Origin of the sequence: Mitsuaria chitosanitabida ATCC BAA-476 = NBRC 102408 (genome assembly GCF_001598255.1) — a bacterium.
GTDB classification, from domain to species: domain Bacteria; phylum Pseudomonadota; class Gammaproteobacteria; order Burkholderiales; family Burkholderiaceae_C; genus Roseateles; species Roseateles chitosanitabidus.
On sequence record NZ_BCYP01000020.1, the window covers coordinates 111,210 to 136,673 of the forward strand.

Annotated in this window: 22 protein-coding genes; 8 read left to right on the forward strand and 14 right to left on the reverse strand. The window is 70.8% G+C overall.

The window, feature by feature from the left end:
• Positions 1 to 23: 23 nt before the first annotated feature.
• The 3 genes from creD to creB all read right to left on the reverse strand — a co-directional run bounded on the left by creD (position 24) and on the right by creB (position 3,805).
• On the reverse strand, positions 24 to 1,418 hold the full coding sequence (gene creD, locus MCHT01_RS13915; RefSeq protein WP_067065947.1) for a cell envelope integrity protein CreD: 1,395 nt from the start codon (positions 1,416 to 1,418) through the stop codon (positions 24 to 26).
• Positions 1,419 to 1,491: 73 nt separating this feature from the next.
• Entirely contained in the window at positions 1,492 to 3,096 is a 1,605-nt protein-coding gene (gene creC, locus MCHT01_RS13920; protein WP_067065948.1) for a two-component system sensor histidine kinase CreC, read from the reverse strand.
• Positions 3,097 to 3,100: 4 nt separating this feature from the next.
• Positions 3,101 to 3,805 carry a two-component system response regulator CreB gene (gene creB / locus MCHT01_RS13925; RefSeq protein WP_067065949.1) on the reverse strand — a complete coding sequence of 235 codons (705 nt, stop codon included), beginning with the start codon at positions 3,803 to 3,805 and terminating at the stop codon, positions 3,101 to 3,103.
• Positions 3,806 to 4,360: 555 nt separating this feature from the next.
• Here creB and rbp point away from each other — a divergent pair.
• Positions 4,361 to 4,855: an RNA-binding regulator gene (gene rbp, locus MCHT01_RS13930; protein WP_067065950.1), complete on the forward strand. Its 495-nt coding sequence runs from the start codon at positions 4,361 to 4,363 to the stop codon at positions 4,853 to 4,855.
• A 138-nt stretch (positions 4,856 to 4,993) separates the two neighbouring features.
• On the opposite strand, the gene MCHT01_RS13935 is transcribed toward rbp, so the two are convergent.
• The 6 genes from MCHT01_RS13935 to MCHT01_RS13960 form a co-directional block, all read right to left on the reverse strand.
• Complete coding sequence (locus tag MCHT01_RS13935) at positions 4,994 to 5,770, reverse strand: SDR family oxidoreductase (protein WP_067065951.1); 777 nt, start codon at positions 5,768 to 5,770, stop codon at positions 4,994 to 4,996.
• Positions 5,767 to 6,486: an LPS export ABC transporter periplasmic protein LptC gene (lptC, locus tag MCHT01_RS13940; RefSeq protein ID WP_067065952.1), complete on the reverse strand. Its 720-nt coding sequence runs from the start codon at positions 6,484 to 6,486 to the stop codon at positions 5,767 to 5,769. The genes MCHT01_RS13935 and lptC overlap by 4 nt, the downstream gene beginning before the upstream one ends.
• Positions 6,486 to 7,115, reverse strand: coding sequence for a KdsC family phosphatase (locus MCHT01_RS13945; RefSeq protein ID WP_084452617.1), 630 nt, complete (start codon positions 7,113 to 7,115; stop codon positions 6,486 to 6,488). The genes lptC and MCHT01_RS13945 overlap by 1 nt, the downstream gene beginning before the upstream one ends.
• Positions 7,115 to 8,104, reverse strand: a complete 990-nt coding sequence (locus MCHT01_RS13950; RefSeq protein ID WP_067065953.1) for a KpsF/GutQ family sugar-phosphate isomerase — start codon at positions 8,102 to 8,104, stop codon at positions 7,115 to 7,117. The genes MCHT01_RS13945 and MCHT01_RS13950 overlap by 1 nt, the downstream gene beginning before the upstream one ends.
• 62 nt (positions 8,105 to 8,166) lie before the next feature.
• Positions 8,167 to 9,474 carry a sensor histidine kinase gene (locus MCHT01_RS13955; protein ID WP_067065954.1) on the reverse strand — a complete coding sequence of 436 codons (1,308 nt, stop codon included), beginning with the start codon at positions 9,472 to 9,474 and terminating at the stop codon, positions 8,167 to 8,169.
• A complete protein-coding gene (locus MCHT01_RS13960) occupies positions 9,471 to 10,133 on the reverse strand; it encodes a response regulator transcription factor (protein WP_067065955.1) in 663 nt (220 codons plus the stop codon). The genes MCHT01_RS13955 and MCHT01_RS13960 overlap by 4 nt, the downstream gene beginning before the upstream one ends.
• Positions 10,134 to 10,352: 219 nt before the next feature.
• Here MCHT01_RS13960 and MCHT01_RS13965 point away from each other — a divergent pair, with 219 nt between their 5' ends.
• Entirely contained in the window at positions 10,353 to 11,102 is a 750-nt protein-coding gene (locus MCHT01_RS13965; protein ID WP_245643288.1) for a phosphatase PAP2 family protein, read from the forward strand.
• Positions 11,103 to 11,165: 63 nt separating this feature from the next.
• Complete coding sequence (locus MCHT01_RS13970) at positions 11,166 to 11,744, forward strand: DJ-1/PfpI family protein (RefSeq protein WP_067065956.1); 579 nt, start codon at positions 11,166 to 11,168, stop codon at positions 11,742 to 11,744.
• Between the two features lie 121 nt (positions 11,745 to 11,865).
• Here the strand turns inward: MCHT01_RS13970 and MCHT01_RS13975 are convergent, their stop codons facing one another.
• From MCHT01_RS13975 to MCHT01_RS13985, 3 genes are all read right to left on the reverse strand, one after another.
• Positions 11,866 to 13,137 carry a Glu/Leu/Phe/Val family dehydrogenase gene (locus tag MCHT01_RS13975; protein WP_067065957.1) on the reverse strand — a complete coding sequence of 424 codons (1,272 nt, stop codon included), beginning with the start codon at positions 13,135 to 13,137 and terminating at the stop codon, positions 11,866 to 11,868.
• A gap of 291 nt (positions 13,138 to 13,428) precedes the next feature.
• The gene (locus MCHT01_RS13980; protein ID WP_067065958.1) at positions 13,429 to 14,016 is read right to left on the reverse strand and encodes a hypothetical protein; all 588 of its coding nucleotides are present in this window, start codon (positions 14,014 to 14,016) and stop codon (positions 13,429 to 13,431) included.
• A gap of 66 nt (positions 14,017 to 14,082) precedes the next feature.
• Positions 14,083 to 14,703 (reverse strand): hypothetical protein, encoded by a 621-nt coding sequence (locus MCHT01_RS13985; RefSeq protein ID WP_067065959.1) that lies wholly within the window; start codon positions 14,701 to 14,703, stop codon positions 14,083 to 14,085.
• A 131-nt stretch (positions 14,704 to 14,834) separates the two neighbouring features.
• Here MCHT01_RS13985 and MCHT01_RS13990 point away from each other — a divergent pair, with 131 nt between their 5' ends.
• Complete coding sequence (locus MCHT01_RS13990; RefSeq protein ID WP_067065960.1) at positions 14,835 to 16,832, forward strand: monovalent cation:proton antiporter family protein; 1,998 nt, start codon at positions 14,835 to 14,837, stop codon at positions 16,830 to 16,832.
• 299 nt (positions 16,833 to 17,131) lie between these two features.
• Here the strand turns inward: MCHT01_RS13990 and MCHT01_RS13995 are convergent, their stop codons facing one another.
• A complete protein-coding gene (locus MCHT01_RS13995; RefSeq protein ID WP_067065961.1) occupies positions 17,132 to 19,168 on the reverse strand; it encodes an acyltransferase family protein in 2,037 nt (678 codons plus the stop codon).
• A 226-nt stretch (positions 19,169 to 19,394) separates the two neighbouring features.
• Here MCHT01_RS13995 and MCHT01_RS14000 point away from each other — a divergent pair, with 226 nt between their 5' ends.
• The 4 genes from MCHT01_RS14000 (at position 19,395) to MCHT01_RS14015 (ending at position 23,876) form a co-directional block, all read left to right on the forward strand.
• Entirely contained in the window at positions 19,395 to 20,159 is a 765-nt protein-coding gene (locus tag MCHT01_RS14000; protein WP_067065962.1) for a histidine phosphatase family protein, read from the forward strand.
• Between the two features lie 52 nt (positions 20,160 to 20,211).
• A complete protein-coding gene (locus tag MCHT01_RS14005; RefSeq protein WP_067065963.1) occupies positions 20,212 to 21,474 on the forward strand; it encodes an acyl-CoA dehydrogenase family protein in 1,263 nt (420 codons plus the stop codon).
• Positions 21,475 to 21,723: 249 nt separating this feature from the next.
• Positions 21,724 to 23,226 carry a sensor domain-containing diguanylate cyclase gene (locus MCHT01_RS14010; protein ID WP_067065964.1) on the forward strand — a complete coding sequence of 501 codons (1,503 nt, stop codon included), beginning with the start codon at positions 21,724 to 21,726 and terminating at the stop codon, positions 23,224 to 23,226.
• 107 nt (positions 23,227 to 23,333) lie between these two features.
• Positions 23,334 to 23,876, forward strand: coding sequence for an adenine phosphoribosyltransferase (locus MCHT01_RS14015; RefSeq protein ID WP_067065965.1), 543 nt, complete (start codon positions 23,334 to 23,336; stop codon positions 23,874 to 23,876).
• A gap of 15 nt (positions 23,877 to 23,891) precedes the next feature.
• Here MCHT01_RS14015 and mnmE read toward each other — a convergent pair whose 3' ends face one another.
• A complete protein-coding gene (gene mnmE, locus MCHT01_RS14020) occupies positions 23,892 to 25,277 on the reverse strand; it encodes a tRNA uridine-5-carboxymethylaminomethyl(34) synthesis GTPase MnmE (protein WP_067065966.1) in 1,386 nt (461 codons plus the stop codon).
• Positions 25,278 to 25,464: the final 187 nt, after the last annotated feature.

A 25,464-nucleotide genomic window follows, 5' to 3' on the forward strand; every position in this document is an offset into this window, starting at 1 on the left:
CTCACCAACTTGCCATCGGGTTCTCAGTCGGGGCGTGCGGTCGCGTCCAGCATGCGCCCGCCCAGTCCCAGCCGGTACCAGTCGAAGCGGCGCGTCAGCGTCATCACCGCCGCGAGGACCGCGAACAGCAGCAGGGCACCGACCAGCAGCGCGGCCTTCTCCAGATTGAGCAGCACGAAGAGCGCGCCGTAGAGCGTTCCCACCAGCGCGCCGAATCCAAGACCGCGTCGCGCCGAACCCAGCATCGCGCCGCCATAGAAGACCAGCAGGCCCACCACGGCGCTCGCGGCGATCCCGTACGACAGCGGGAAGCTCAGGTGCTCCGACAGGCTCAGCAGCAGCAGGAAGAACAGCGTCATCGCCAGACCGACCAGCAGGTACTGCACCGGATGGACGCGACGGCCGGCCAGCAGCTCCAGCAGGCCGACGCTGACGAAGGTCAGCACGATGAAGAGCAGGCCGTACTTGATGGCGCGGTCGCTCATCACATACGGATTGACCGGGTCGACCATGGAGAAGGCCAGCGTGTCGGTGATGCGCGCGCCGGCGTTGTCGCCGCGGGCCGGCACGGCGTAGTCGACAAGCTCGGCGTCACGATCGACGGTGGGCAGGGCGCGGCCGGCGGCGACATCGCGCAGCGCGGTGGTGGCCAGCTCGGTCACCAGCCAGCTGGCCTCGAAGCCGTCCGGCCGCACCTCGCTGGTCGCGGGCAGGAAGCGACCGCCGAAGCTGGGATGCGGCCAGTCCGAGCGCAGCTTCACCTGCGTCGACGAGGCGGCCGGAACGACGCCGAAGTCCGTCATGCCGACCAGATCGATGTTCACCGACAGCGTCAGCGGCTGGTCCAGGGCCAGGCCCTTCAGATCGGCATGCAGCCCGCGCGGATAGCTGTCGTTGAGCGTGCCGGGCGCGACGACCAGCGGCGTGTCGCCGCGCTTCACCGACACGGCGCGCAGCCCGCGGGAATCGCTGACCGCGACCATCATGTGCGGCTCGTCGCAGCGCAGCGCGCCGTTGCGCTCCGCCTTGGGCGTGAGCGCCGCGAGCGAGGACCACTGCGCGTGCAGGGCGACCTTGCCGGCATAGGCGTTGATCTTGAACAGGCCGCGGTAGCGCGGCTCCTGGGCCAGCGCGCCGTCGATCGACAACTCCGTCGGCATCGCCGACAGCACGAAGTCGCGGCGCTGCGGCGTCAGGGTGAGGTCCTTGTCCAGCGCCTTCCATTCCTCGGTGCACTGGCGCTGCACGATCGGCCCCAGCAGCACCTGAGGTCCGGCCTGCGCGGCGGCCACCCCCGCCTCGGCGCCGCGTTGCCGCTCCTGCCGCTCGCTCACCAGCCAGCCGATCCGCGTCAGCACGATCAGCAACAACACCGTCACGCCGGTCAGGATGACCAGCTTCCACGTCAGCGCCTTCATGTCGTCCCTCTCCTCGCCCTCTGGCACATGCCGGGCCCCTGGGAAGGCGCCAGTCTCGAAGGCGACGGTGAGCTCAGGACGAGGTTTGTGTGGCGACGGTGAAGTCCTCGAACTCGAGCCGCACCCGCAGCCCGGGCTCGGCCGGCGCGAAGCTCAGCCGGCCCCGATGCAGGCCCGCGATCTGGCGGGTGATCGCCAGCCCCAGACCCGAGCCCTTGCGCAGGCTGCCGGGCCGCGCCGTCGAGAAGAAGCGCTGACCCAGCTGGGCCCAGGCCGCCGCGGGCACGCCGGGTCCGTGGTCGCGGAGCTCGAAGAAGGCGCGCGGCCGAGTCGGCGCGCTGCGGCCCGGTGGCCGGGACTCGTCGGCACCGCCGCCGCCGAGGTGGCCCGGGTGGGCGGCGACCGCGCCGTCGCCGCTCCCGTCGTCGACACCGACCGCGAGCTCCAGCACCGAATCGGCCGGCGCGAAGTCCACGGCGTTGGTCAGCAGGTTGCTGATCGCCAGCGCGAGCAGTTCGGCATCGGCCTGCAGCCGTACCGGCTCGCGACGTCCCCAGCGCACGGTCAGCCGCTGCTGATGCAGCCGCGCGGCCAGCGGCGACAGGGCCTCGTCCACGGCCGCGTCCAGCGACACCTGCCGCGGATGCTCCGGCCCGCGTCGCAATTCCAGCGTCGAGAGCGCGAGCAGCCGCTCGACCATCTCGGTCATGCGCTCGCTCTGCGAGACGACCTGCGCGGCGAAGCGCTGGCGGTCCGCCTCGGGCAGCTCGTCCTGCAGCAGCTCACCGGCCCCGCGCAGCGCGGCCAGCGGACTCTTGAGCTCATGCGTCAGCGCGCGGGCGACGTGCTCCAGATGCTCCCGCCCGTCCAGGCGTTCCCGCATCGCGTCCATGGCCTGCGCCAGATCGCCGAGCTCGCCCGGCACCCGGGGCGGCGTGCGGCGCTCGCCGAGCTGCACTTCCTGCGCGTAGCGGCGCAGCCGCCGCACGGTCGTCACCATCCACAGCGTCACCGCGACGCCGACGGCCAGCGAGACCGCCAGCAGCGACAGGCCCGCGATCCAGATGCGGCGCTCGGCACGGTAGATGATCTGCTGCACGGCGGCGGCCGGCTTGGCGACGGTCACGACGCCGATCGTGCGGCCGTCCATCCGCACCGGCGCGGCCACGTACATCACCGGGCTGCCCTTGGCATCGCTGCCGTTGCCCAGGTCGCCCGCATTGCCGTAAGGCGTCAGCCGGCGCGGCACCTCGGGCGAGGAGCGCGCGCCGTACTCGCCGCGCAGCGTCCGCGCCACGTCGTTCCATGCCGAATAGTCCTGGCCGACCGCCGGCTCCGGCCCGGTGTCCAGGACCACCCGGCCGGCGGCGTCGGTGACATAGATGCGGAAGTCCAGCGAGCGCTTGCGCGCGCTGAGGATGCGGGCGTCGACCGGGCGCTCGGCGTAGTCGCGCACCCGCTGCGCGAAGCGGGTGCCGGTCAGGTCGCCGCCGGGCGGCATCGCGGCCAGTTCGTCGCGCGCCAGCTCGGCCACCAGGTTGGCCGTGTCGACCATCATGTCCTCCATCACCTCGCGCACGCTGGGCTTGAACTCCCCCAGCACGACGCGCAGCAGAATGAAGGCGCTCAGTCCCGCGACCAGGAAGAAGCCCAGGAACAGACGCAGGCCGAGGCGCATCCGCTCACTCCAGCGAGTAGCCCATGCCGCGGTGCGTGCGGATGGGGTCGAGCTCGGGCCGCACCTGGCGCAGCTTGGCGCGCAGCGTCTTCACGTGGGTGTCGACGGTGCGGTCGCTGCTGTCGGCGTCCTGGCCCCAGACCGCGTCCAGCAGGCTGTCGCGTGTGTGGATGCGACTGGGGGCGGCCAGCAGCCGGAGCAGCAGGCCGAGCTCACGCCGGGTCAGCGGCAGCAGCTCGCCGTGGAAGCGCACGCGGGAGCCGTCGGCCTCGACGACAAACCCGGGGACCCGCTCGACGGGCGCCTCGGCCGGCACCTGGGCGCGACGCAGCAGCGCGCGCACGCGGGCCACCAGCTCCCGATTGCTGAAGGGTTTGGCGAGGTAGTCGTCGGCGCCCAGTTCCAGGCCGAGCACCTTGTCCAGCTCCTCGCCCCGGGCGCTGAGCATCAACACCGGCAGGCGGGCAAGCGGTCCCTGCCGCAGTTCCCGGCAGAGGTCCAGACCGCTGCCGTCGGGCAGGCCGATGTCGAGGATGGCCAGATCGACCTCGCCAGCGGCCAGCACGGCGCGGGCCTCGTGCAACCAGCCGCGGCAGTCGACGCGGAAGCCCTCGCGCTCCAGCAGGAAGCGCACGGTCTGGGCAATGGCGGGGTCATCCTCTAGAAGAAGGAGACGCGCGGGGGAGCTGGGGGGGCGGTCGGGGGTCATCGGTGTGAACTCGGGAAGGCCGGCGATCGGACGGGTCCGGGCGGCGATTCTTCCAGCTGTCCCTCGCTTTGGCGGCAAAAACGTCTGGCCATCGGGAGACGCCGGGCCGGACGCCTCCAGGCTTCGCGGGGCCCCGAAACGGGCGACGATCGCCATTTGAGGGGAGCGAGGCGTGGTCCAGGCGGGATCCGGGTGGGCGAATGGCGGCGATCTCCCCAGGACGCGTCCTTCGGCGACGAGCGCCCGGCGGGTGTCCCTCTCTAGGGGGAAATGCTTGCGGGAAGGCCCCGATAGTGGAAAACACCGACGGCTGGCGGGAGGGAGTCGGGCGCCGGATTTGCCATATTTAGACGTGGGAGGCGCAATTGTTGAAGGTCTCTTACACTGCTCGGGGTTTGTGCGCAGAAGCTGAAAAACAACAGCCGGCTTGACGCGTTGCGAACCGCCAATCCTGTCACACATAATCGGATCGCCTGAATGCAGCGCCTTCGTATGAGTGGTTCACGACGGGTTGAAGCAGCACATTGGGTTATTTGGTATTGAAAGGGCTTCCCCATGGGAAACAAGTTATACGTGGGCAACCTCGCTTACAGCGTGCGCGATGAGTCGCTCCAGGAGGCATTCGGCCAGTTCGGTTCCGTCACCTCCGCCAAGGTCATGATGGACCGTGAGACCGGTCGTTCCAAGGGCTTCGGCTTCGTGGAAATGGCCACCGACGAAGAAGCTCAGGCCGCGATCAACGGCATGAACGGCCAGGCCCTCGAAGGCCGCGCCATCGTCGTGAACGTCGCCCGTCCTCGTGAAGAGCGTCCGGGTGGCTTCGGTGGCGGCGGCAGCCGCGGCGGCTTCGGCGGCGGCGGCGGTAGCCGTGGCGGCTACGGCGGCGGCGGTGGTGGCGGCGGCTACGGTGGCGGCGGCGGCGGCGGTTACGGTGGTGGCGGCGGCGGTGGCCGCGGCGGCTACGGTGGCGGCGGCGGCAGCCGTGGCGGCTACGGCGGCGGCAGCAGCGGTGGTGGCGGCTACGGCGGCGGTGGCCGCGGTGGCTACTGATCCACGCCGGGCTAGATCCCGCACATGACAAGGGCGCTCCTAGGAGCGCCCTTTCTCATTGGTGCCTCGACTGAACGGAGAAGCCCGATGGCATCGGCGCCATCGCCTCCACGCCTCCCGCAGGGGGCGCGAATGGGGTCAGGTCTCGCCCTGGCGATGCTTGCGCGGCCGGCCCGCGAGCAGCCGGTCGAAGACGGCCCCCGGCAGCAGGCGCATGGCCCGCGCCACGACCCCCATCTGCCACGGGATGAAGCGCACCCGCGCGCCCGCCTCGATCGCCTCGTAGGCCTTGCGCGCGAAGTCCTCGGGCTGCATCAGGAAGGGCATGCCGTAGCGGTTCTCGCGCGTCAGCGGCGTGTCCACATAGCCCGGCGCGATGGTCACGACTTTCACCCCGTCGGGCCGGCATTCGCCGCGCAGGCTCTCGCAGTAGCTGAACACCGCCGCCTTGCTGGAGCAGTACGCCCCATGCCCCGGCAGCCCGCGGATGCCCGCGACGCTGGCGATGCCCACCAGCGTGCCTGAGCGCCGCTCCCGCATCGCCGCGACGAAGGGGTGGAAGGTGGCCGCCAGCCCCACGTTGTTGGTGGCGTAGATGCGCTGCATCACGGCCAGGTCCTCGTAGATCGCCGTGTCCATGCCGATGCTGATGCCGGCGTTGGCGATGACGACATCCGGCAGCCCTTGCTCGGCGATGCAGCGACGACCGACGTCGACGATCTCGTCGACGTTGCTGACGTCGGCCCGATAGACGCGCCAGCGCGCGGACTCCAGCTGCTGGGACTGGGCCCAGGCGGTCAGGTCGTCGACGCGGCGCGCGACCAGGGCCAGGGACCAGCCCTCGCGGTAGTAGCGCAACGCGAGCGCCTGCCCGATGCCGCTGGAGGCACCGGTGATGTAGACGAGTCGGTTCATCGTTGGCGGGCGGCCGGCGCGGAAGCCGCGGGCGTGGCGGCCTTCGCGGCCGCGCCCGTCGACACCGCCCCGGGACGCGTGCTGAAGGTGGCACGACCGCCGCCACTGAAGCGCAGCTGGCCGGTCAGGTGGTTGTAGTCGAAGCTCTTGACCTGCATGTCCGCGCCCATGCCCAGCACACGGGCCGGCAGGTGCGATCGCATGATCTGCTGCTGCGGGAAGGCCGCCAGGAACTCGCCGTAGAGCTCCAGATCGGGCCGCTCGTTCGGATCGCCGCCGGGATAGCGCTTGACCTTCACCTCGCCGAGCAACTGCACCTCGCTGCCGTCGCCGTTGGACAGGCCGCGCTGCGCGTCGGCGACCAGCAGCTCGCCCTGCTTACCGTAGGCGCGCAGCTGAGGCGCGTCGATCTCCAGCGTGTCGTTGTCCGGGTAGTGACGCATCTCCTTGCCGATCACGCGACCCAGCAGGCGGCCGTCGCTGCTGAAGCGCTCGACCTCGAAATCGTTCATCCGGTAGTCGGGCTCGTGACGCGGCGCGGCGCGCTCGCGCGGGGCCTCCAGCTGTGGCGTGTTCTTGATGAGCCACCAGGTGAAGCCCGCCAGCAGCGCCATCAGCAGCAGCGGCACGTAGCTGGCCAGCAGCGACTGCAGCCGCCACATCAGCGGCTGGGCGCGGCGCCGGGGACCGGTCGGCGGCGGAGCGAGGGTCGCCATCAGGCGGCGCCCCCGTCGAGCGTGACCAGGTGGCCGTGCAGCAGCGCGGCGTACTTGCCCGAGGCCATCAGCATCAGGTCGCAGAACTCGCGCGCGGCGCCGTGGCCGCCGGCGGCCTCGGTGACGTGGTGCGCGACGGCCTTGACTTCGGCGTGGGCCTGCGCCGGGGCGCAGGCGAAGCCCGCGCGCACCATCAGCGGCAGATCGGGCCAGTCGTCGCCGATGGCGGCGACCTCGGGCCAGTCCACGCCCAGTTCCGCGAGCAGCGGCAGCGCGGCGGCCAGCTTGTCCTTGGCGCCGTAGACCGCGTGCTTCAGGCCGAGGTCGGCGACACGGCGGCGCACCGCCGGCGAGTCACGCCCGGTGATCACGATGGGCACGATGCCGCCTTGCGCCAACAGCTTCAGGCCGTGGCCGTCGAGCGTGGCGAAGGCCTTGAACTCCTCGCCGCGCTCGCTCAGGTAGATGCGGCCGTCGGTGAGCACACCGTCGACGTCGAAGATCGCGGCCTTCAGACCCAGCGCGGGCCCCTGCGCCTTGAGCAGCAACTCGGGCGGAAAGCGCAGCGCGGGTTGGAGCTCGTTCAGCGCCATGCGCGGAGCGCCCGTGGGAAGCGTGGGAGCCGTCATCAGATCACCTTCGCGCGCATCAGGTCGTTGATGCTGATCGCGCCCAGCAGGCGCTGCTCGGCGTCGACGGCCAGGACCAGCGTGATCCGCGCGGATTCCATCAGGTCGGCCGCGTCGACGGCCAACGCGTCGGCGGAGACGGTACGCGGCTTCGGATGCATCACCTGGCCCGCGGTCAGGCCGCGCAGGTCGGTGCCGCGCTCGATCAGGCGGCGCAGGTCGCCGTCGGTGAAGATGCCGGCGACCTTGCCGTCCGCGTCCGTCAGCACCGCGCAGCCCAGGCCCTTGTCGGACATCACCCGCATCATGTCCAGCAGGGGCAGCTCGGCCGTCACGCGCGGCAGCGCGTCGCCGGCGCGCATCAGGTCGCGCACGTGGGTGAGCAGCTTGCGACCCAGCGAGCCGCCCGGGTGCGAGCGGGCGAAGTCCTCGGCGCGGAAGCCGCGCGCGTCCAGCAGCGCCACGGCCAGCGCGTCGCCCAGCGCGATCTGCGCGGTGGTGCTGGCGGTCGGAGCGAGGTTCAGCGGGCAGGCCTCCTGCTCCACGCGGGAATCGAGCACGAAGTCCGCATGGCGCGCCAGCGAGGAGCTGGCGCCGCCGGTCATGCCGACCAGCTTCACGCCCAGGCGCTTGAGCACCGGGATCACGGCGTTGAGCTCGTCGCTCTCGCCGGAGTTGGACAGCGCCAGGACGATGTCCTGCGGCGTGACCATGCCCAGGTCGCCATGGCTGGCCTCGCCGGGATGGACGAAGAACGCGGGGGTGCCGGTGGACGCGAGCGTCGCGGCGATCTTGCGACCCACATGGCCGCTCTTGCCCATGCCCATCACGACCACGCGGCCGTCGCAGGACAGGATCAGCCGCACGACCTGCTCGAAGGATTCGCCCAGGCGGGGAATCAGCGCGAGCAACGCGTCCGACTCGACCTGCAGGGCCTGGCGCGCGACGTCGAGCGCGCGGGAATGGGTGAGGGCGGCGTGGGTCGTCATACAGGGCGAAAGTGTAGCCGCCCCCTCCGAAGCGCACCGGCGCCGAGCCGGGACCGCCGGGCTCAGTCCGGCGCCGGTCCGAGGCGCATCGCGACGACGAATCCCTCGGTCGCCGCGGGCAGCCGCAGGTCGCCGCCGTGGGCCCGCGCGACCAGGTCCGCCATCATGAGTCCCAGGCCCATGCGACCCTCGTACTGCTGGCGCTCGAGCGCGTCGTTCAGGTCCACGCGCTGCCAGTCCGGCACGCCCTCGCCGTTGTCGGCGATCTCCAGCACCGCGCCGCCGCCGGGCAGCGCATGGCAGCGCAGCACCAGCCGCGTCGCGCGATGCCGCCAGGCGTTGTCCAGCAGGTTGATCAGCGCCGCCGCCAGAAGGTCCGGATCGGCATCGACCCAGGCTTCCTCGGGCATGTCCAGCGCCAGCCCGTCGGGCAGCGGCAGCATCGACAGCAGCTCGATCAGGTCCAGCCGCTGCCAGCGCAGGCTCATGCCGGTGCGGAACAGCGTCAGCAGGGCCGTCACGACGCGCCGCAACCGGTCGGCGGCCTCGCGGGTGCGCTGCAGCCGGCCGCGCGCCTCGGGCGGCGCCTCGCGCAGCGCCATCGCCAGTTGCGCGTCCATGCCGGCCAGCGGCGTGCGCAGCGCATGCGCGGCATGGGCGCTGAAGGCGCGCTCGTTGGCCACGCGCTGCGCCAGGCGCTGGCCCAGGTCCAGCACCGCGGCGCGGATCTCGACCAGCTCGCGGCGCTGCTGCTCGGGCAGCAGCTGCCGGCTGTCGAGCGGGTCGTACTGGGCCAGGGCCACGGTGAGCTGATCCAGCGGCTCGAGCTCCTGCCGCGCGCGGCGGTTCAGCCAGACCATGCACAGCCCGCCGACCAGCAGCGCCGAGAAGGCGCTCGCCAGACCGACACGGGTGCGGACCTCCTTCCGCTCGGCGCTGGTCTGCGCCACCATCAGCCAGCCGGGGCCGGCCGCCGTCGGCAGCGGCCGGACGTGGACGCGCCAGTCGTCGCCGTCGGTACCGTCGTCCGCCCAGTCGCTGAAGCCGGGCGGCAGCTTCCAGGCCTTGACCGGCGCCAGCGGCGAGCGGTGCAGCAGCGTGCCGTCGGGCCCCACCAGCTGCCACGCGAAATGGGTGCTGAGGTCGTCCCCGTCAGCCACTTCGGCCGGCATCGGCGCCTGCTGGCGCAGCAGTTGGCCCAGCACCTGGGAGGACGCCTGCAGCGTCTCGTCGAGCAGTTCATCGACCTCCTCCTGCACCACCAGCCAGACGCACAGTCCGGCCAGCAGAGCCCAGAAGACCGAGATCAGCAGCAGCTGACGCGCCAGCCGGCCGGCGATCGACGGGCGGCGCGGCGGCGCGGCGCTCAAGCCGCCTCCGCGCCGAGCCGGTAGCCCAGACCGCGGACGGTCTCGATCAGCTCGCGGCCGAGCTTGCGGCGCAGGCTGGACACGTGGACCTCCAGGGCGTTGCTCTGCACCTCGGCGTCGTCGCCGAGCACCTGCAGCTCCAGCTCCCGCTTCGGATAGAGCCGCCCGGCGCGCTGCGCCAGCGCTTCCAGCACGGCCCATTCGCGCGCGGTCAGCTCGACGGCCTGGCCCTCGCGCGTGGCGCGTTTGGCGGCGAGGTCCAGCCAGACCTCGCCGTAACGGCGCTGGGAGCTGCTCGCGCCCATGTGGCGGCGGCTGACGGCGCGCAGGCGGGCCGCGAGCTCCTCGGGGGCGAAGGGCTTGACCAGGTAGTCGTCGGCGCCGCCGTCCAGGCCCTGCAGGCGGTCGGCGAGCAGGTCGCGGGCGGTGAGCATCAGCGCCGGCGTGGGCACGCCGCGCTGCCGCAGCCCCCGCAGCCAGTCCAGGCCCGAACCGTCCGGCAGTTGCCAATCGACCAGCAGGGCGTCGAACTCCTCATGCTGCCGGGGCAGCACCTCGGACAGGCGCCGGGCCCAGGTCACGGTGTGCCCCTCCGCGCGCAGGAAATCGCTCAGGCCCTCGCCGAGCAGTTCGTCGTCTTCCAGCAGCAGCAGTCGCATGGGGGAGATCCGGGTGGGAAATGGGGGATGGGAACGGAAACGGGGGCCCGATCGGGTGACGCGGGCCGGCAACACGGGGGAAACGATAGCAGCGGTCCGGGGTCCGGACGAGACACCCGTCCCCGCGGCCGCCCGACCGGCAAGTTCCGCACCCGTCTTCAGCCGGGCTTCAGCTTCACTTCAGGAGACCTTCAGCCCCGCGGCGCCCACTGCCTCCCCGTGAAGAATCCGTTCTCCCGTCCTCTGGCCGCCGCCGCCGAGCTCACGCACGCGCCGGCACTTTCCTCGCTCGACGCCTCGCCCCGCTTCGGTCGCGCCCTCGCGATCGCGCTGGCGGGTTTTGTCGCGCTCCTGCTGTGGGACCTGGCCGGCTGGGACTTGGCGGTGGTCCGGCTGTTCGGCAACGCCAACGGTTTCGCGCTGCGCGACCACTGGCTGACGGCTGGCGTGCTGCACCAGGGCGGCCGCTGGGTCGCGACCGGGATGGCCGTGATGCTGGTGGTGAACGCGATCCGCCCGCTGTGGCCGCGCCTGACCCGGCGTGAGCGCTGGGGCGCGGTGGCCCTGACCGCCGTCAGCCTGATCCTGATCCCCCTCATCAAGCACGGCAGCGCCACCAGCTGCCCCTGGGACCTGGCCGAGTTCGGCGGCACCGCCCGCTACGTCTCGCACTGGAGCTTCGGCGTGCGGGACGGCGGCCCCGGCCACTGCTTCCCGTCGGGCCATGCGAGCTCCGCCTTCGCGTTCTTCAGCCTCTTCTTCATGCTGCGCCGCGCCTATCCGGTCCAGGCGCGCCTGGCGCTGGCCGGCGTGCTGGTGATGGGCGTGCTGTACGGTGGCGCCCAGCTGGCGCGCGGCGCGCACTACCCCAGCCACACCCTGTGGACGGCCTGGATCTGCTGGGCCCTGGCGGTCGCGGCGGCGCCGTACTTCCGATCCCGCGACGCCGACGCGGTTACGTCGCGATAACTAGCCACCCGTCACGATCGCTTCCCAGAATCGGCGCTCCACAACCGACTCTGGAGAGAAGCGATGGGGAAGAAGCTGCTGCTGCTGGCCGGCGATTACGTCGAGGACTACGAACTGATGGTGCCCTTCCAGGCGCTGCAGGCGGTGGGCCACCAGGTGGACGCCGTGTGTCCCGGCAAGAAGGCCGGGGACTTCGTGCTGACGGCCATCCATGACTTCGAGGGGGCGCAGACCTACTCGGAGAAGCCGGGGCATCGCTTCACGCTGAACGCCAGCTTCGATGCGGTGAAGCCGCAGGACTACGACGGCCTCGTCATCCCCGGCGGCCGCGCGCCGGAGTACCTGCGCACCATGCCCGGCGTGCTGCCGCTGGTGCAGCACTTCTCGCAGTCCGACAAGCCCATCGCCGCGATCTGTCACGGCGCGCAGCTGCTGGCGGCGGCCGGCATCATCCGCGGCCGCAAGGTCTCGGCCTATCCGGCCTGCGCGGCGGAGGTCGAGCTCGCCGGGGCCAGCTACGCCAACATCCCCGTCGACCAGGCGGTCACGGACGGCAAGCTGGTCACCGCGCCGGCCTGGCCCGCGCATCCCGCGTGGATCGCGCAGTTCCTGCAAGTGCTGGGGACGAAGATCTCGCATTGACACGCCGAGGCGCAGGGCGCCGGCGCCCCGCCAGGGGGCGTCGGCCCCATGAAAAAGCGGGCTCCGAGGAGCCCGCTTCGTCGTAACCACGCGAAACCGCGGCGAACCGCGGTCCTGAGGGTCAGGGGTACAGACCGCGCTCTTCGCGGGCTTCCAGCACGCGCGTGCAAGCCACGGTGAAGGCCGCCGTGCGCAGCGGGATCTTGTGCTGCTCGGCCGTGTCCCAGATGCCCTTGAAGGCGCCGACCAAGATCTTGTCCAGGCGGACGTTGATCTCGTCCTCGGTCCAGAAGAAGGACGAGAAGTCCTGCACCCATTCGAAATAGGAGACCGTCACGCCACCGGCGTTAGCGATCACGTCGGGGACGACGATGATGCCGCGGTCCGCCAGCACGGCGTCGCCGTCCGGCGTCGTCGGGCCGTTGGCGCCTTCGATGACGACGCGGGTCTGCACGCGCTTGGCGCGCTCGCCGGTGATCTGGCCTTCCAGGGCGGCCGGGATCAGGATGTCCGACTTCACGTCCCAGAAGTTCTCGTTGTCGATGCGGTCGGCGCCCTTGAAGCCGCCCACGCCGCCCGTGCGGGCCACGTGGTCCAGCAGGTCGGTCATGTCCAGGCCCTTCTCGTTCAGGATGGTGCCGGTGTGGTCCTGCACGGCCACGACGATCGCGCCGTTGGCGGCGAACATCTTCGCGGCCACCGAGCCCACGTTGCCGAAGCCCTGCACGGCGATGCGGGCGCCTTCCATGTTCACGTTCAGGCGGCGCATCGCCTCGCGACCGACGACGAACACGCCGCGGCCGGTAGCGGCCACGCGGCCGAGCGAGCCGCCCAGCGCGATCGGCTTGCCGGTGACGACGCCGGTGGCGGTCGCGCCGACGTTCATCGAGTACGTGTCCATCATCCAGGCCATGATCTGGCCGTTGGTGTTCACGTCAGGCGCGGGGATGTCCTGGGTCGGGCCGATGATCATGCCGATCTCGCTGGTGTAGCGGCGGGTGATCTTCTCGAGTTCCTTGATGGACACCGTCTTGGGGTCCAGGCGGATGCCGCCCTTAGCGCCGCCGTAAGGCAGGTTCACCGCGGCGTTCTTGACCGTCATCCAGGCCGACAGCGCCATCACTTCTTCCAGCGTGACGTCCGGGTGGTAGCGCACGCCGCCCTTGCCGGGGCCGCGGGTCAGCGAGTGCTGCACGCGGTAGCCCTCGTAGTGGGCGATGGTGCCGTTGTCCAGCTCGATGGGGATGTCCACGATCAGCGCGCGCTTGGGGCGGCGCAGCGTTTCCACCCAGCGTGCCAGCTTGCCCAGATACGGCTCGACGGCGTCGATCTGGGACAGGTAGGTGCCCCAGGGACTGTTGCGCGTGGGAGAAACGAAAGACAGATTGGGCATGAAATGCTCCGTAACTTTTCGGTGGCGCGAACGGTACCCCGAACCTCCGCCCGCCCGCCACGTCCGGCAAAGCCGAGTGCACATGCGGGCATGCGCCCGATGCATAAGGCGGGTAGTTTGCGCTTCGGGCGTGACCAAAGCCAGCCCCCTTCGGCGGCCCCTCCCATCACCCGTCGGAGCGAGGACGGCGCGGCAGACACCGCCATCCGAGCGCCCATGAACAACGGACCCCGCGGGGTCCGTCGATGGGGTGGCACAAGGCCGCTCGTGCGTGCGGTACGCAGGCCGCGATCAGCCCTTCTTCACCGCGGCGCGGAAGTCGGCGTCGTCCAGCAGCTTGCCGATCAGCGCCTTGTAGAGGGCGCCGTACTGGTTGATGGCCAGCGGAATGGCAGTCGCGCCGACGAAGCTGGACTCCCAGCTGGATTCGGCGGCCAGTTCCTTGTCGAAGACCTTTTGACCAGCGCGCTTGACGACGAAGCGGGCCGCGAGACGGCCCGTGCCGGTGCCGATGGCGGCGTCAACCTTGCTGTCGGTCAGCTCGCCTTCGATGACGATGGTGCTCGCCGGGTCGAGCAGGCCGGCGGCCTTGAGCTCGGCGCCCAGTTCATCGCGCAGTTGGGCCGAGAACGTGCCGGCCGAGGGCGACACCGACGAGCCGCGCAGGCCGCCCAAAGTGGTGTCCATGTCGGCGGGCTTGCCGGCGGCCAGCTTGAAGCTGCCCAGCTGCGAGGGCGCGGCGGAGGCGGCTTGCAGCTTGGCGACGTTGGTCGGGCTGGCGGAGGGCGGCGGCATCTTGGCGCTGACGCAGGCGGTGAGCACGGCGACGGCGCTCAGCGCCAGGGCCAGGCGGGTGGTGCGGAGCAGAGATTGGGTCATGAGACTCCCCGAGGTCGGTATTGGCTTGTTGGAATGGAAGCGGCGCCGCGATCAGCGGCGCGGTGCTCAGCGGAAGCTCGGATCGCGGGTGACGTCGTTGAGGACGTTGCTCACGATCTGACGGCTGATCAGGGTCATGGCTTCTTCGGCGCTGGTCGCCTTGATGGCGTCGGGCGGCGCGGACTTGGCGCCCACGGTGGTCCACAGCACGTGACGCGCCTTCTTGACGATGGGGGCCGGCCCGCCCGGCGCACGATAGGTCGCGGTGCAGAGGTAGCCGTCGCCGATCTGCGACCCCGCCAGACCGAAGGTCAGGCCGGTGACGAAGCCCTTGCTGAAGGCGTCGTCGGAAGTCGGCACGTTGTCCATCACGATGCTGAGCGTCGCGCCGCCGGGCACCGGCCCGTCGGACACGGCGCTGAAGACACCGCTGTCGCGGATCTGCTCAGTGACGCGGGTCTTGAGGTGCGCGGTGGCGATCTGGTTCTGCACGCCCTTGGTCTGGAACTCGAAGAACAGCTGGACCGCGCGCGGTTCGGCCGGCTTGGTGAACTGCGTCGCCGGCACTTCCGGCAACTTGTTGTCGACGTAGAAGTTGGCGCAGCCGGTGAGGGCGCTCAGGCCCAGGGCGAGCACGGCGGTGCTCAGCGCGCGCGCCACGACGGCGCCGCGAAGCATGGCAAACATGTGTGGATCTCCCTCGTCCCGGTCAGTTGTGTGTTTGGAATGCGACGACCGGCAGGGCGCCGACTATGTCGCAGGGCGGTCCTTGCCGCATCCGGGTCCGCCCGAGGTGAGGGACCAGTAGGATCGGCGCCATGCTCACCGCCCTGGACCTGACCCTCATCTATCTGATCGCCGCCGTCCTGGGCGTGGTGGTGTGCCGCACGCTGAAGCTGCCGCCCATCCTGGGCTACCTGGTGGTGGGCGTGCTGATCGGCCCCAACGCGCTGGCGCTGGCCAGCGACGTCCCCGGTGTGCAGAACCTGGCCGAGTTCGGCGTCGTTTTCCTGATGTTCGCGATCGGCCTGGAGTTCAACCTGCCCAAGCTGCACAGCATGCGGTCCATGGTCTTCGGGCTGGGGCTGCTGCAGGTGGTGGTGACGGTGGCCGGCACCATGGGCGGCAACCTGCTGCTGCAGTGGCTCTTCGCGGCGATGGGGCTGCACTGGGAGCTGGGCTGGCAGGGCTCGCTGGTGCTGGGCGCGGCGATGGCGATGAGCTCCACCGCCATCGTCGTCAAGCTGATGGCCGAGCGGCTGGAGCTGGAGAGCGAGCACGGCCGGCGCGTGATCGGCGTGCTGCTGTTCCAGGACCTGGCCGTGGTGCCGCTGCTGGTCCTGATTCCGGCCCTGGGCGGCACAGGCTCCCAGATGATCGAGTCGCTGGGGTGGGCCGCGTTGAAGGCCACGGTGCTGCTGACGCTGCTGCTGACCGGCGGCCAGCATGTGATGCGGCGCTGGCTGACCTTGGTGGCGCGGCGCAAGAGCCAGGAGCTCTTCATGCTGAACCTGCTGCTGGTCACGCTGGGGCTGGCCTGGCTGACCGAGCACGCGGGCCTGTCGCTGGCGCTGGGCGCCTTCGTCGCCGGCATGCTGATCGCGGAGACCGAGTACAAGCACCAGGTGGAGCTGGACATCCGCCCCTTCCACGACGTGCTGCTGGGGCTGTTCTTCATCACGATCGGCATGCGGCTGGACTGGCAGACGCTGGTCTACCAATGGCCGCTGGTGATCATCCTGACCCTGGCGCCGACCTTCGCGAAGTTCGTGCTGGTGGCGGGCCTGGCCAAGCTGTTCCGCGCGCCGACCGGCGTGGCGCTGCGCACCGGCCTCTATCTGGCGCAGGCGGGCGAGTTCGGCTTCGTGCTGCTGACCCTGGGCGCGCAGCAGAACCTGATCGCGGCGCAGTGGGTGAGCCCGGTGCTGGCGGCGATGGTGCTGTCGATGCTGGCCACGCCGCTGATCATCGAGCACAGCAACCGCATCGTGATGAAGCTGTCGGCCAGCGACTGGCTGCTGCAATCGGTGCAGCTGACGACGATCGCGAAGAAGTCGATCAAGTCCGAGGCGCACGTGATCATCTGTGGCTACGGCCGCAGCGGGCAGAACCTGGCGACGCTGCTGGAGGCGGAGCACATCCCCTACATGGCGCTGGACCTGGATCCCGATCGCGTGCGCCAGGCCGCGGCGGCGGGACAGAGCGTGGTGTTCGGCGACGCGGCACGGCTGCCGAGCCTCATCGCGGCGGGTCTGTCACGGGCGAGCGCGGTGGTGATCAGCTATCACGACACCGCCTCGGCGCTGAAGGTGCTGCACGAGGTGCGGAGCCACGCGCCGCAGGTGCCGGTGATCGTGCGGACCATCGACGACAGCGACCTGGAGAAGCTGCGCGCCGCGGGCGCGACCGAGGTGGTGCCGGAGGCGATCGAGGGCTCGCTGATGCTGGCCAGCCATGCGCTGGCGCTGGTGGGCGTGCCGATGCGGCGGGTGCTGCGGATCACGCGGGATGCGCGGGATCGGCGCTATGGGCTGCTGCGGGGTTACTTCCATGGCGCCGACGACGACACCGGGGAGGAGCGGGATCAGGCTCGCCTGCAGTCGATCAGCCTGCCGACGGCGAGCGCGCTGGATGGGCAGAAGCTCGGCGAGGTCGGCCTGGCGGTCTGGGGCGTGAGCGTGGTGTCGGTCAGGCGCACGAACGGCGCGGTGCAGGACGCGAGCGATGAGCTGGTGCTGCGCGGCGGGGACACGCTGGTGGTCTCCGGAACGCCGGAAGCGCTCGCACGCGCGGAGCATGGCCTGCTGGTCGGCTGATCGGCACAGCCCGAAACACCCCCTCACCCCCACCCTCTCCCCCTCCCGGGGGCGAGGGAGTCACAGGGACCGCGCGCTCGCCACCACCACCGGCAGCCCTCGGTCTCGGTTTCGCAGGCGAGTCATCCCTTCTCCCGCTCGCGGACGAGTCACTCCTCCTGCTGCAAGCGGGCGAGTCATTCCTTCTCCTGCAAACGGACAAGTCACTCCCTCTGCTGCAAGCGGACGAGCCCCCTTCTCCTGCAAGCGGACGAGTCACTCCCTCTCCCGCTTGCGGGAGAGGGTTGGGGTGAGGGTCTTCATCTCGCCAACGCCATCTGCGTCTGCCCGGTGACTTCCTCCATCACGGCCGGCATGAGCAGCAGAGAGCCCTCGCGGCTCAGATGCCCCTGATCGCGATAAAGCGGGATGCCATCGCGCTCGACCTGGCAGCGCGTCGCGTCGCACAGCAGCGGTTCGAATCGCAACACCGGCAGCTTGCGATCCGACTTCGCAAACTCGTCGATGAATCGATGCTCCCCTGCGCGGCGCTCCTGGTCCTCCGCCACGTCGATCGCACAGCCCACGGGCGCACCCAGCGTCCACCGCCCCGCCTGCTTCCGCTCCAGGCAGCCCGCGATGTCGAAGCCCGCCGACGGCGGCGGCGCCACCACCATCACCTTCTTGCCCATCGCGCGCAGCTTGCGAATCGTCGCGCCCAGATCCTCGAGCAGCGCCGCCCGCATCGCGGCTTCGCCGCGGATGCGCGCGGCAGGGGGCTTCCCGGTGGGCTGGAGCTCGTACTTCGAGTCATCGACGTACTGGGTCAGCAAGCTGGACAGCACGACCGTCTCGATCTCCGGATGGCGCGCCAACCAGCCCAGCACGGACGCATTGAACGCCGCGCATTGCTCGACCCACGGCGACGCGAAGGTGTTGCCGCGGCCCAGCTCCGCCCGCACCGGCGTCAGGCCGGGGAAGGGGCCGCAGGACGACTTGGTCGCCTGCACCAGACCGCGGTCACTGGCCACGCGGACAAGACCTGGCACCAGGTGCATCGCGTACGAATCCCCCCACACCATCCAGCGCGCGCCCGGACGCGTGCGGCAGGCCTCGCGGCCGTCGAAGGGCTCCTCCGCGTCGCAGTTGGCGGACAGCCCGTAGTTGGGCTTGCGCAGCTCGACGAAGTCGATCGCGCCCGGCGCGGGCCGATGCAGCGTCAACATCACCGCGCCCGCGGCGAGCAGCAAGGTCCCGCTGCCCAGCACCACCGCGCCGCGCGCACCGGTCAACGCCGCCTTCGCCGGCGTCTCCACCAGCCGATGCAGCGCCCACGCGAGCGGCACCGTCAGCGCGACCGCGCCGATGCGCCAGGCCATCAGCGCCGCGGGATCGGCCTTCAGACCGACCCAGGCGTTGTGCAGGAAGGCGAGCAGCGGCCAGTGCACGAGGTACAGCGCGTACGACCAGTCGCCGACCCGCACCATCGGCATCCAGGCCCTCGACAGCGGCGCGGGCGCGCGCAGCAGCAAGGCGAGTGTGGCGACGCACACGATCATCGCGGCCGGTCCCGGATGCGACGCGCCGAACCACGCCGGCTGCGCCGGAACGACGATCAGCAGCAGCCCGGCGGGCCAGGCGATCCGACGCAGCACGCGCTGCACCGTCTCGCTCCCGATGAACGCGGGCGAGAGCAGCGCGCCGATCGAGCCCAGGCCGAGCTCCCACGCGCGCGTGGGCAGCAGGTAGAAGGCCGCGCTCGCATCGCGCGGCTGCCACCACGCGAGCAGCGCGAGGCTCGCGACGGTCACCGCGACCGCGATCGCCGCGCGCCAGCGCGCCACGCTGAACGCGAGCAACGCGGGCAGCACGAGGTAGTACTGCTCCTCCAGCGCGAGCGACCAGAAGTGCAGCAGCGGCTTGTGATCGGACGCGCCCTGGAAGTAGCCCGTCTGATGCCACAGCACCAGGTTGCTCGCGAAGCCCAGCGATCCCAGCAGCTGCGCGACGAAGTCCAGCTGCTCGGTGCGATTCAGCGCCCAGGGCACGGCGAGCAGCGTCGCGCCCAGCACCACGTAGGCGGCGGGCAGCAGGCGCCGCGCGCGTCGTCCGTAGAAGGCCAGGAAGGAGAAGCCGCCGCGCTGCAAGGCTCGCTGGATCAGCCCGGTGATCAGGTAGCCGGAGATGACGAAGAAGATGTCCACGCCCAGGTAGCCGCCTGAAGCGCCCGGAATCTGCGCGTGATACAGCAGCACCCACAGCACGGCGATCGCGCGCAGGACCTGGATGTCGTCGCGCAGCGAGGCGTCGCGCGCGGCCGGCGAGTCCATCGGCGCGGCGCGGCGCGGCGAGGGCATCGAGGTCGACGGGGACGGCGAGGAGGAAGGCGGGGAGGGGCTTGTCACCAAAGCGTCAGGGCAGCAGGAAAGAGTGGTCGTCAGGGCTCGGGATGCCACCTTCGCGACATCGGCTCGAGCGTCGGCCCACGGGCCGTTCGGACATGCGGCGCGAATTGTGGCCCGAGCCGCGTGCCTGCCGCCTGCGCGACAGTGCGTCCCTTCCCGTTGCGCCACACTGCCGCCCATGTTGGACACCCAGCCCCGCACGCCGAATCGCCGCCGCGTCTACCTGATGCGGCATGGCGCGGTGACCTACTTCGACGGCGTCACCGGACGCCCGGTGCTGCCCGAGCAGGTGCGGCTCAACGAGGACGGCCTGGTCCAGGCGCGCGCCGCCGGCGAGGCCTTCCGCGCCGCGGGCGTGCGCTTCGATCGCGTCATCGTCTCGGGCCTGCCGCGCACGGTCGAGACCGCCGAGCTGGTGCTCGAACACTCGGATCAAGCGGCCCTCGTGCCGCAGGTCTGGCCCGAGTGGCAGGAGATCCGCGGCGGCCGCCTCGGCGACATCCCGCAGGAGGAGCTCACCCGCGCCTTCACCGGCCTGCAGCGCAGCCCCGTCGCGGAGTCGCAGCGCTTCCTCAACGGCGAGAGCGTGGGCGAGCTGCTGGACCGCGTGCTCGGCGGCATCGCACGGCTGCAGGCCGATCCCGACTGGGATTGCGCGCTGCTGGTGCTGCACGGCGTGGTCAACGCGGCCTTCCTCTCTCACGCGGTGACCGGCGGCCAGCGCGTGATGCTGGGCAGCTGGGTGCAATCGCCGGCCTGCATCAACGTGCTGGACGTCGCGCCGCCGCGCGGCGAGCAGCCCGGCGACTGGCTGCTGCGCGTGTGCAACTTCGCCCCGACGCATCCGCTGCATGCGGACGAACGGTCCACCACCATGGAAGCGCTGTACGCCCAGTACCTGCGCTACCGCGATCAACGCGAGCCGCGCGGTCCCCGCGACTGAGCGCGCGCCATCGACTTCTTTCTCGCCACGAGCGAATCCCGGGAGCCCCCTGATGAACTTCGACTACAGCCCCAAGGTTGAACAGTTGCGCGAGCGCCTGCTGGCGTTCTTCGACGAGCACATCTATCCCAACGAGAAGCGCTATCACGCCGAGATCGAGGCCAACCGCCGCGCCGGCAACGCGTGGATCCCGACGAAGGTGATCGAGGAGCTCAAGCCCAAGGCGCGCGCCGCCGGGCTGTGGAACCTGTTCCTGCCGCGCTCACCGCGCGCGCCGGAAGGTCTGTCCAACCTCGAGTACGCGCCGCTGTGCGAGATCATGGGCCGCGTCTACTGGGCGCCGGAGGTCTTCAATTGCTCCGCGCCCGACACCGGCAACATGGAGACGCTGGAGCGCTACGCGACCGAAGGGCTCAAGGACCGCTGGCTGGAGCCGCTGCTGCGCGGCGAGATCCGCTCGGCCTTCCTGATGACCGAGCCGGAGGTCGCTTCCTCCGACGCCACCAACATCCAGTGCCGCATCGAGCGCGACGGCGACGAGTACGTCATCAACGGCACCAAGTGGTGGTCCTCGGGCGCCGGCGATCCGCGCTGCGCGCTGTACATCGTGATGGGCAAGACCAATCCCGACGCGGGCCGCCATGAGCAGCAGTCCATGGTGCTGGTCCCGGCCAACACGCCGGGCATCACCGTCAAGCGCCACCTCAGCGTCTTCGGCTACGACGACGCGCCGCACGGTCACATGGAGATCGAGCTCAAGAACGTGCGCGTCCCGGTGGAAAACATCCTGCTGGGCGAGGGCCGCGGCTTCGAGATCGCGCAGGGTCGCCTGGGCCCGGGCCGCATCCACCACTGCATGCGCTCCATCGGCGCGGCCGAGCGTGCGCTCGAGCTGATGTGCAAGCGGGCCATCTCGCGGGTGGCCTTCGGCAAGACCATCGCGCAGCAGACGGTGACGCAGGAGCGCATCGCCGAGGCCCGCTGCAGCATCGAGCAGGCCCGATTGCTGACGCTCAAGGCCGCCTACATGATGGATACCGTCGGCAACAAGGTCGCCAAGGCGGAGATCGCGATGATCAAGATCGTCGCCCCGATCATGGCGCTCAAGGTCATCGACTGGGCCATGCAGGTCCACGGCGGCATGGGCGTCAGCGACGACACGCCGCTGGCCTACATGTGGGCCGGCCAGCGCACGCTGCGCTTCGCCGACGGTCCGGACGAGGTGCATCGCAACTCGCTGGCCAAGCTGGAGCTGGCGCGCCACATGTCGCTGCCGGCCGGCGCGGTCGACATGCCGATCACGCGCGGCAGCTGATCCGGGCACGGCCCGGGTCGGACGCCCGGGCCCGGCTCGCCGCGGTGGCTGGTGGCTGGTGGTCGGATCGTCGTCGCCGGCCGTGTTGGCCGACAGGCTGACGGCGTCTTGGCGCCGTCGTGGCGCGAAGCCAACGGCGCGCGTCGCGTGTGCGCGTCTCCCCCGCTTGGGGGCGGTTTTCTCGGCGAACAAGGGTGGCTAGGATCAGCCACCTTTTTTTTCGCCCCCGCCACCCGCGCCCCACGAGCCATGAACCGCTACGCCGAAGTCCGCACCTGGCCCCTGCTGGCGTTCGCGCTGCTGGTGGGCCTGCAGGCGATCGTGCTGTCCGCGGCGCTGGGCGGGCACGGTGTGCAGGGCTGGCTCGTCTGGATCGGTCTGGCGGCGCTGGGCCTCACGGTGCTGCTGGCGGTGATGGTCGTGTCGACGCTGTCCCGTGCCGAGGCTCGCGCCCGTCGCGCGCAACGCACGATGGAGGAGGCCATCGACGCGTTGCCCGCCAGCGTGGAGATCTTCGACGAGGACGACCGGCTGATCGCCTACAACCGGCGGCTGGTCGAGATCTATCCGCACATGCTGCGGCACTTCCAGCGCAAGAGCACCTTCGAGGATCTGGTGCGCGAATCGCTGGCGCGCGGCGGCATCCCCGAGGCGCTCGGCCGTGAGCCCGAGTGGCTGGAGGAGCGCAAGCAGGCGCGCGGCCGGCAGCAGAGCCCGCTGCTGCAGCGCGTGCACGACGACATGTGGCTGCGGATCTACGAATCGCGCACGCCCTCGGGCGGCATCGTCGGCGTCCGGATGGAGGTCACCGACCTGATCCACGAGCAGCAGGACCTGGCCGCCAGCCGCGCCCAGCTGCGCGCCACCATCGAATCCGCCGCCAACGGCATCCTGACGCTGGATGCCGGCGGGCATGTGCTGGAGGCCAACCCCAGCTGCGAGCAGCTGTTCGGCTTCACCGCGCCGGAGCTGCAGGGCGTGCACATCGGCATGCTGCTGGGGGCGTCGATGAGCGGGCATGGCGCGGTCACGGCGGCGCAGCTGGATCCGCAGTCGCTGCTGGGCCATCCGCGCGAGCTCAATGCCCGCCACCGCAACGGCGAGGCGCTGCACCTGCAGCTGACCGTCGCGGAGGTGCGCACCGACACCATCCACCTCTACGTCTGCATCCTCACCGACCTGACCGAGCGCAAGCGCCAGGAGGAGCGGCTCAAGCGCGCCAACGAGCTGCTGGCACGGCAGTCGACCACCGACGGGTTGACCGGCGTGGGCAACCGGCGGCTCTTCGACCAGCTGCTGCAGCAGGAGTGGCAGCGCGGCGGCCGGGCCGAGCGCTCGCTCGCGCTGCTGATGGTCGACATCGACCACTTCAAGCAATACAACGACTGTTACGGGCATGTCGCCGGCGACGACTGCCTGCGCCGCGTCGCGACGCTGCTGCGCAGCTGCGTGGGCCGCGGCGGCGAATTCGTCTGCCGCTATGGCGGCGAGGAGTTCGCGGTGCTGCTGCTGGACACCGACCTGGCCGGCGCGCAGGTGGTCGCCCAGCGCTGCCTGGACAGCGTGCGCCTGGCCGCGATCGAGCACGAGGGCTCGCCGGTGCGGCGCTCGGTGAGCCTGTCCATCGGCGTGGCGGCCTGCGTGCCTCCGCCCGCGGCGCCGGCCCAGCGCCTGATCCAGGCCGCCGACGCGGCGCTCTACGCGGCCAAGCAGGCCGGACGCGCCCGACTGATCTGCCAGCAGCTGGCCTGACGGGCCGCGGCGGCAGCGGCAGCGGCAGAGGTGACCGTCACGGGCGGGAAGCCCGGTGCGGTCGTGGGCATGGGCGCTGTCGGGGCTCAGGCGCGACAATCGCGGCCATGCAAGACGCCGTCCAATTCCTGAAGCAGCAGATCCGCACCGTACCCGACTGGCCGGAGCCGGGCGTGCAGTTCCGCGACATCACGCCGCTGCTGTCGAACCCGCGCGCGTTCCGCGTGCTGATCGACCAGTTCGTGCATCGCTACTTCGACGCGCGGCCCGATGCGATCGCGGGTCTGGACGCGCGCGGCTTCATCATCGGCTCGGTGCTGGCGTATGAGCTCAACGTCGGTTTCGTGCCGATCCGCAAGAAGGGCAAGCTGCCCTTCACCACGGTGCAGGAGACCTACGAACTGGAATACGGCAGCGCCACGGTCGAGATGCACACCGACGCGGTGAAGCCCGGCGACCGGGTGCTGCTGATCGACGACCTGATCGCCACCGGCGGCACGATGATGGCCGGCAAGCGCCTGCTGGAGCGCCTGGGCGCGGAGGTGATCGAGGGCGCCGCCATCGTGGACCTGCCGGAGCTGGGCGGTTCGAAACGGCTGCGCGAGGGCGGACTGAAGGTGTTCTCGCTGGTCGACTTCGAGGGGCATTGAGCGGCCGCGCCGCCCTCACTTCCCGATGCAGAACCGGCTGAAGATCTCGCCCAGCAGGTCGTCGGCGGTGAACGCGCCGGTGATCTCCCCGAGCGAGTCGTGGGCCATGCGGAGTTCCTCCGCCATCAGGTCCAGCGCGGCCGGCTTGGCCTCGGCCTGCAGCAGCGCCAGCTCGACATGCTCGCGCGTGCGGCGCAGCGCCTGCACATGGCGCTCGCGGGCGATGAACAGGCCCTCGGGCACGGCGTGCCAGCCGACCTGCTCCAGCAGCCGCCGGCGCAACGCGTCCAGGCCCTCGCCGGTCTTCGCCGACAGCGTCAGCGCGCCGTCCGGCAGCGTGGCGGGCGACTGGGCGTCGGCCTTGTTGTAGACCTGCAGGATCCGGCCCGCGTCGACGCTCGCGAGCCGTGCGCGGATCTCCGCGTCCTCGGCCTCATAGTCGGCATGGCCGACCCGCGTCAGGTCGTGCAGGAACAGCACCACGTCCGCGTCCGCGATCGCGTCCCAGCTGCGGGCCACGCCGATGCGCTCGACCTCGTCCTCGGTGTCGCGCAGACCCGCGGTGTCGCTCACATGCAGTGGCACGCCCTCGATCTGGATCGTCTGGCTGAGCTTGTCCCGCGTCGTGCCGGGGATGGGCGTCACGATGGCCAGTTCCGCCCCCGCCAGCGCGTTCAGCAGCGAGCTCTTGCCCACGTTCGGCTGGCCGGCCAGCACCACCTTGATGCCTTCGCGCAGGATCGCGCCCTGGCGACTGCGATCGACCAGCGCTTCCAGCCGCGCGAGCAGCCCACGCAGCTTGCCCAGCGCGTCGGCCTGCTCGAGGAAATCGATCTCCTCCTCGGGGAAGTCCAGCGTGGCCTCGACCAGCATGCGCAGCTGGATCAAGGCGTCGCGCAGACCGCCCACCTCGCCGCTGAGCGCGCCCGCCAACGCGCGGCCGGCGCTGCGCGCCGCGGCCTCGGTGCTCGCGTCGATCAGGTCGGCCACCGCCTCGGCCTGCGCCAGGTCCAGCTTGCCATTCAGGAAGGCGCGCCGGGTGAACTCGCCCGGCTCGGCCAGGCGCATGCGCAGCGCGGGGTCGGCCTCCAGGCAGCGGGCCAGCAGCAGCTGCAGCACCACGGGGCCGCCGTGGGCCTGGAGCTCCAGCACGTGCTCGCCGGTGTAGGAATGCGGGGCGGGGAAGAGCAACGCCAGACCGTGGTCGATGGCCTCGCCGGTGGCGCTGCGGAAGGGCAGGTAGGTGGCCTCGCGCGGCTTGAGCGCACGGCCGCAGAGGACCGTCACCAGCGGGGTCAGGTCTTGCGGCGCGGAGACGCGCACGATGCCCACGGCGCCGCGTCCGGGCGCGGTGGCGATGGCGGCGATGGGATCCTGGTGGCGGGACAGTGGCGACAGCATGGCCGCGATTGTCTCGCGACCTGTCGCCCGGTGTATGGCGCGGGGTAGGCCTTGACGACGGTTCTCGTGAACCGGCGCCACGCGCCTCCGGTTTCCGGTGCTCCTTTGAGAGCGCTCCGGAAAGCGACCCCCGCATGGATGGCATTAAGCGCCTGGCGACGGACGAAAAAAAGCCCCCGGGGTGCGG

Coding starts and splice junctions, on each gene's coding strand:
- MCHT01_RS13975 (WP_067065957.1), bottom strand. CDS start 13,137: ATGCCCAATCTGTCTTTCGTTTCTCCCACGCGCAACAGTCCCTGGGGC.
- MCHT01_RS14015 (WP_067065965.1), top strand. CDS start 23,334: ATGCAAGACGCCGTCCAATTCCTGAAGCAGCAGATCCGCACCGTACCC.
- creB (WP_067065949.1), bottom strand. CDS start 3,805: ATGACCCCCGACCGCCCCCCCAGCTCCCCCGCGCGTCTCCTTCTTCTA.
- MCHT01_RS13970 (WP_067065956.1), top strand. CDS start 11,166: ATGGGGAAGAAGCTGCTGCTGCTGGCCGGCGATTACGTCGAGGACTAC.
- MCHT01_RS13935 (WP_067065951.1), bottom strand. CDS start 5,770: ATGAACCGACTCGTCTACATCACCGGTGCCTCCAGCGGCATCGGGCAG.
- MCHT01_RS13985 (WP_067065959.1), bottom strand. CDS start 14,703: ATGTTTGCCATGCTTCGCGGCGCCGTCGTGGCGCGCGCGCTGAGCACC.
- creD (WP_067065947.1), bottom strand. CDS start 1,418: ATGAAGGCGCTGACGTGGAAGCTGGTCATCCTGACCGGCGTGACGGTG.
- MCHT01_RS14010 (WP_067065964.1), top strand. CDS start 21,724: ATGAACCGCTACGCCGAAGTCCGCACCTGGCCCCTGCTGGCGTTCGCG.
- MCHT01_RS13980 (WP_067065958.1), bottom strand. CDS start 14,016: ATGACCCAATCTCTGCTCCGCACCACCCGCCTGGCCCTGGCGCTGAGC.
- MCHT01_RS13995 (WP_067065961.1), bottom strand. CDS start 19,168: ATGCCCTCGCCGCGCCGCGCCGCGCCGATGGACTCGCCGGCCGCGCGC.
- MCHT01_RS13990 (WP_067065960.1), top strand. CDS start 14,835: ATGCTCACCGCCCTGGACCTGACCCTCATCTATCTGATCGCCGCCGTC.
- lptC (WP_067065952.1), bottom strand. CDS start 6,486: ATGGCGACCCTCGCTCCGCCGCCGACCGGTCCCCGGCGCCGCGCCCAG.
- MCHT01_RS13950 (WP_067065953.1), bottom strand. CDS start 8,104: ATGACGACCCACGCCGCCCTCACCCATTCCCGCGCGCTCGACGTCGCG.
- MCHT01_RS14000 (WP_067065962.1), top strand. CDS start 19,395: ATGTTGGACACCCAGCCCCGCACGCCGAATCGCCGCCGCGTCTACCTG.
- creC (WP_067065948.1), bottom strand. CDS start 3,096: ATGCGCCTCGGCCTGCGTCTGTTCCTGGGCTTCTTCCTGGTCGCGGGA.
- rbp (WP_067065950.1), top strand. CDS start 4,361: ATGGGAAACAAGTTATACGTGGGCAACCTCGCTTACAGCGTGCGCGAT.
- MCHT01_RS13960 (WP_067065955.1), bottom strand. CDS start 10,133: ATGCGACTGCTGCTGCTGGAAGACGACGAACTGCTCGGCGAGGGCCTG.
- MCHT01_RS14005 (WP_067065963.1), top strand. CDS start 20,212: ATGAACTTCGACTACAGCCCCAAGGTTGAACAGTTGCGCGAGCGCCTG.
- MCHT01_RS13945 (WP_084452617.1), bottom strand. CDS start 7,115: ATGACGGCTCCCACGCTTCCCACGGGCGCTCCGCGCATGGCGCTGAAC.
- mnmE (WP_067065966.1), bottom strand. CDS start 25,277: ATGCTGTCGCCACTGTCCCGCCACCAGGATCCCATCGCCGCCATCGCC.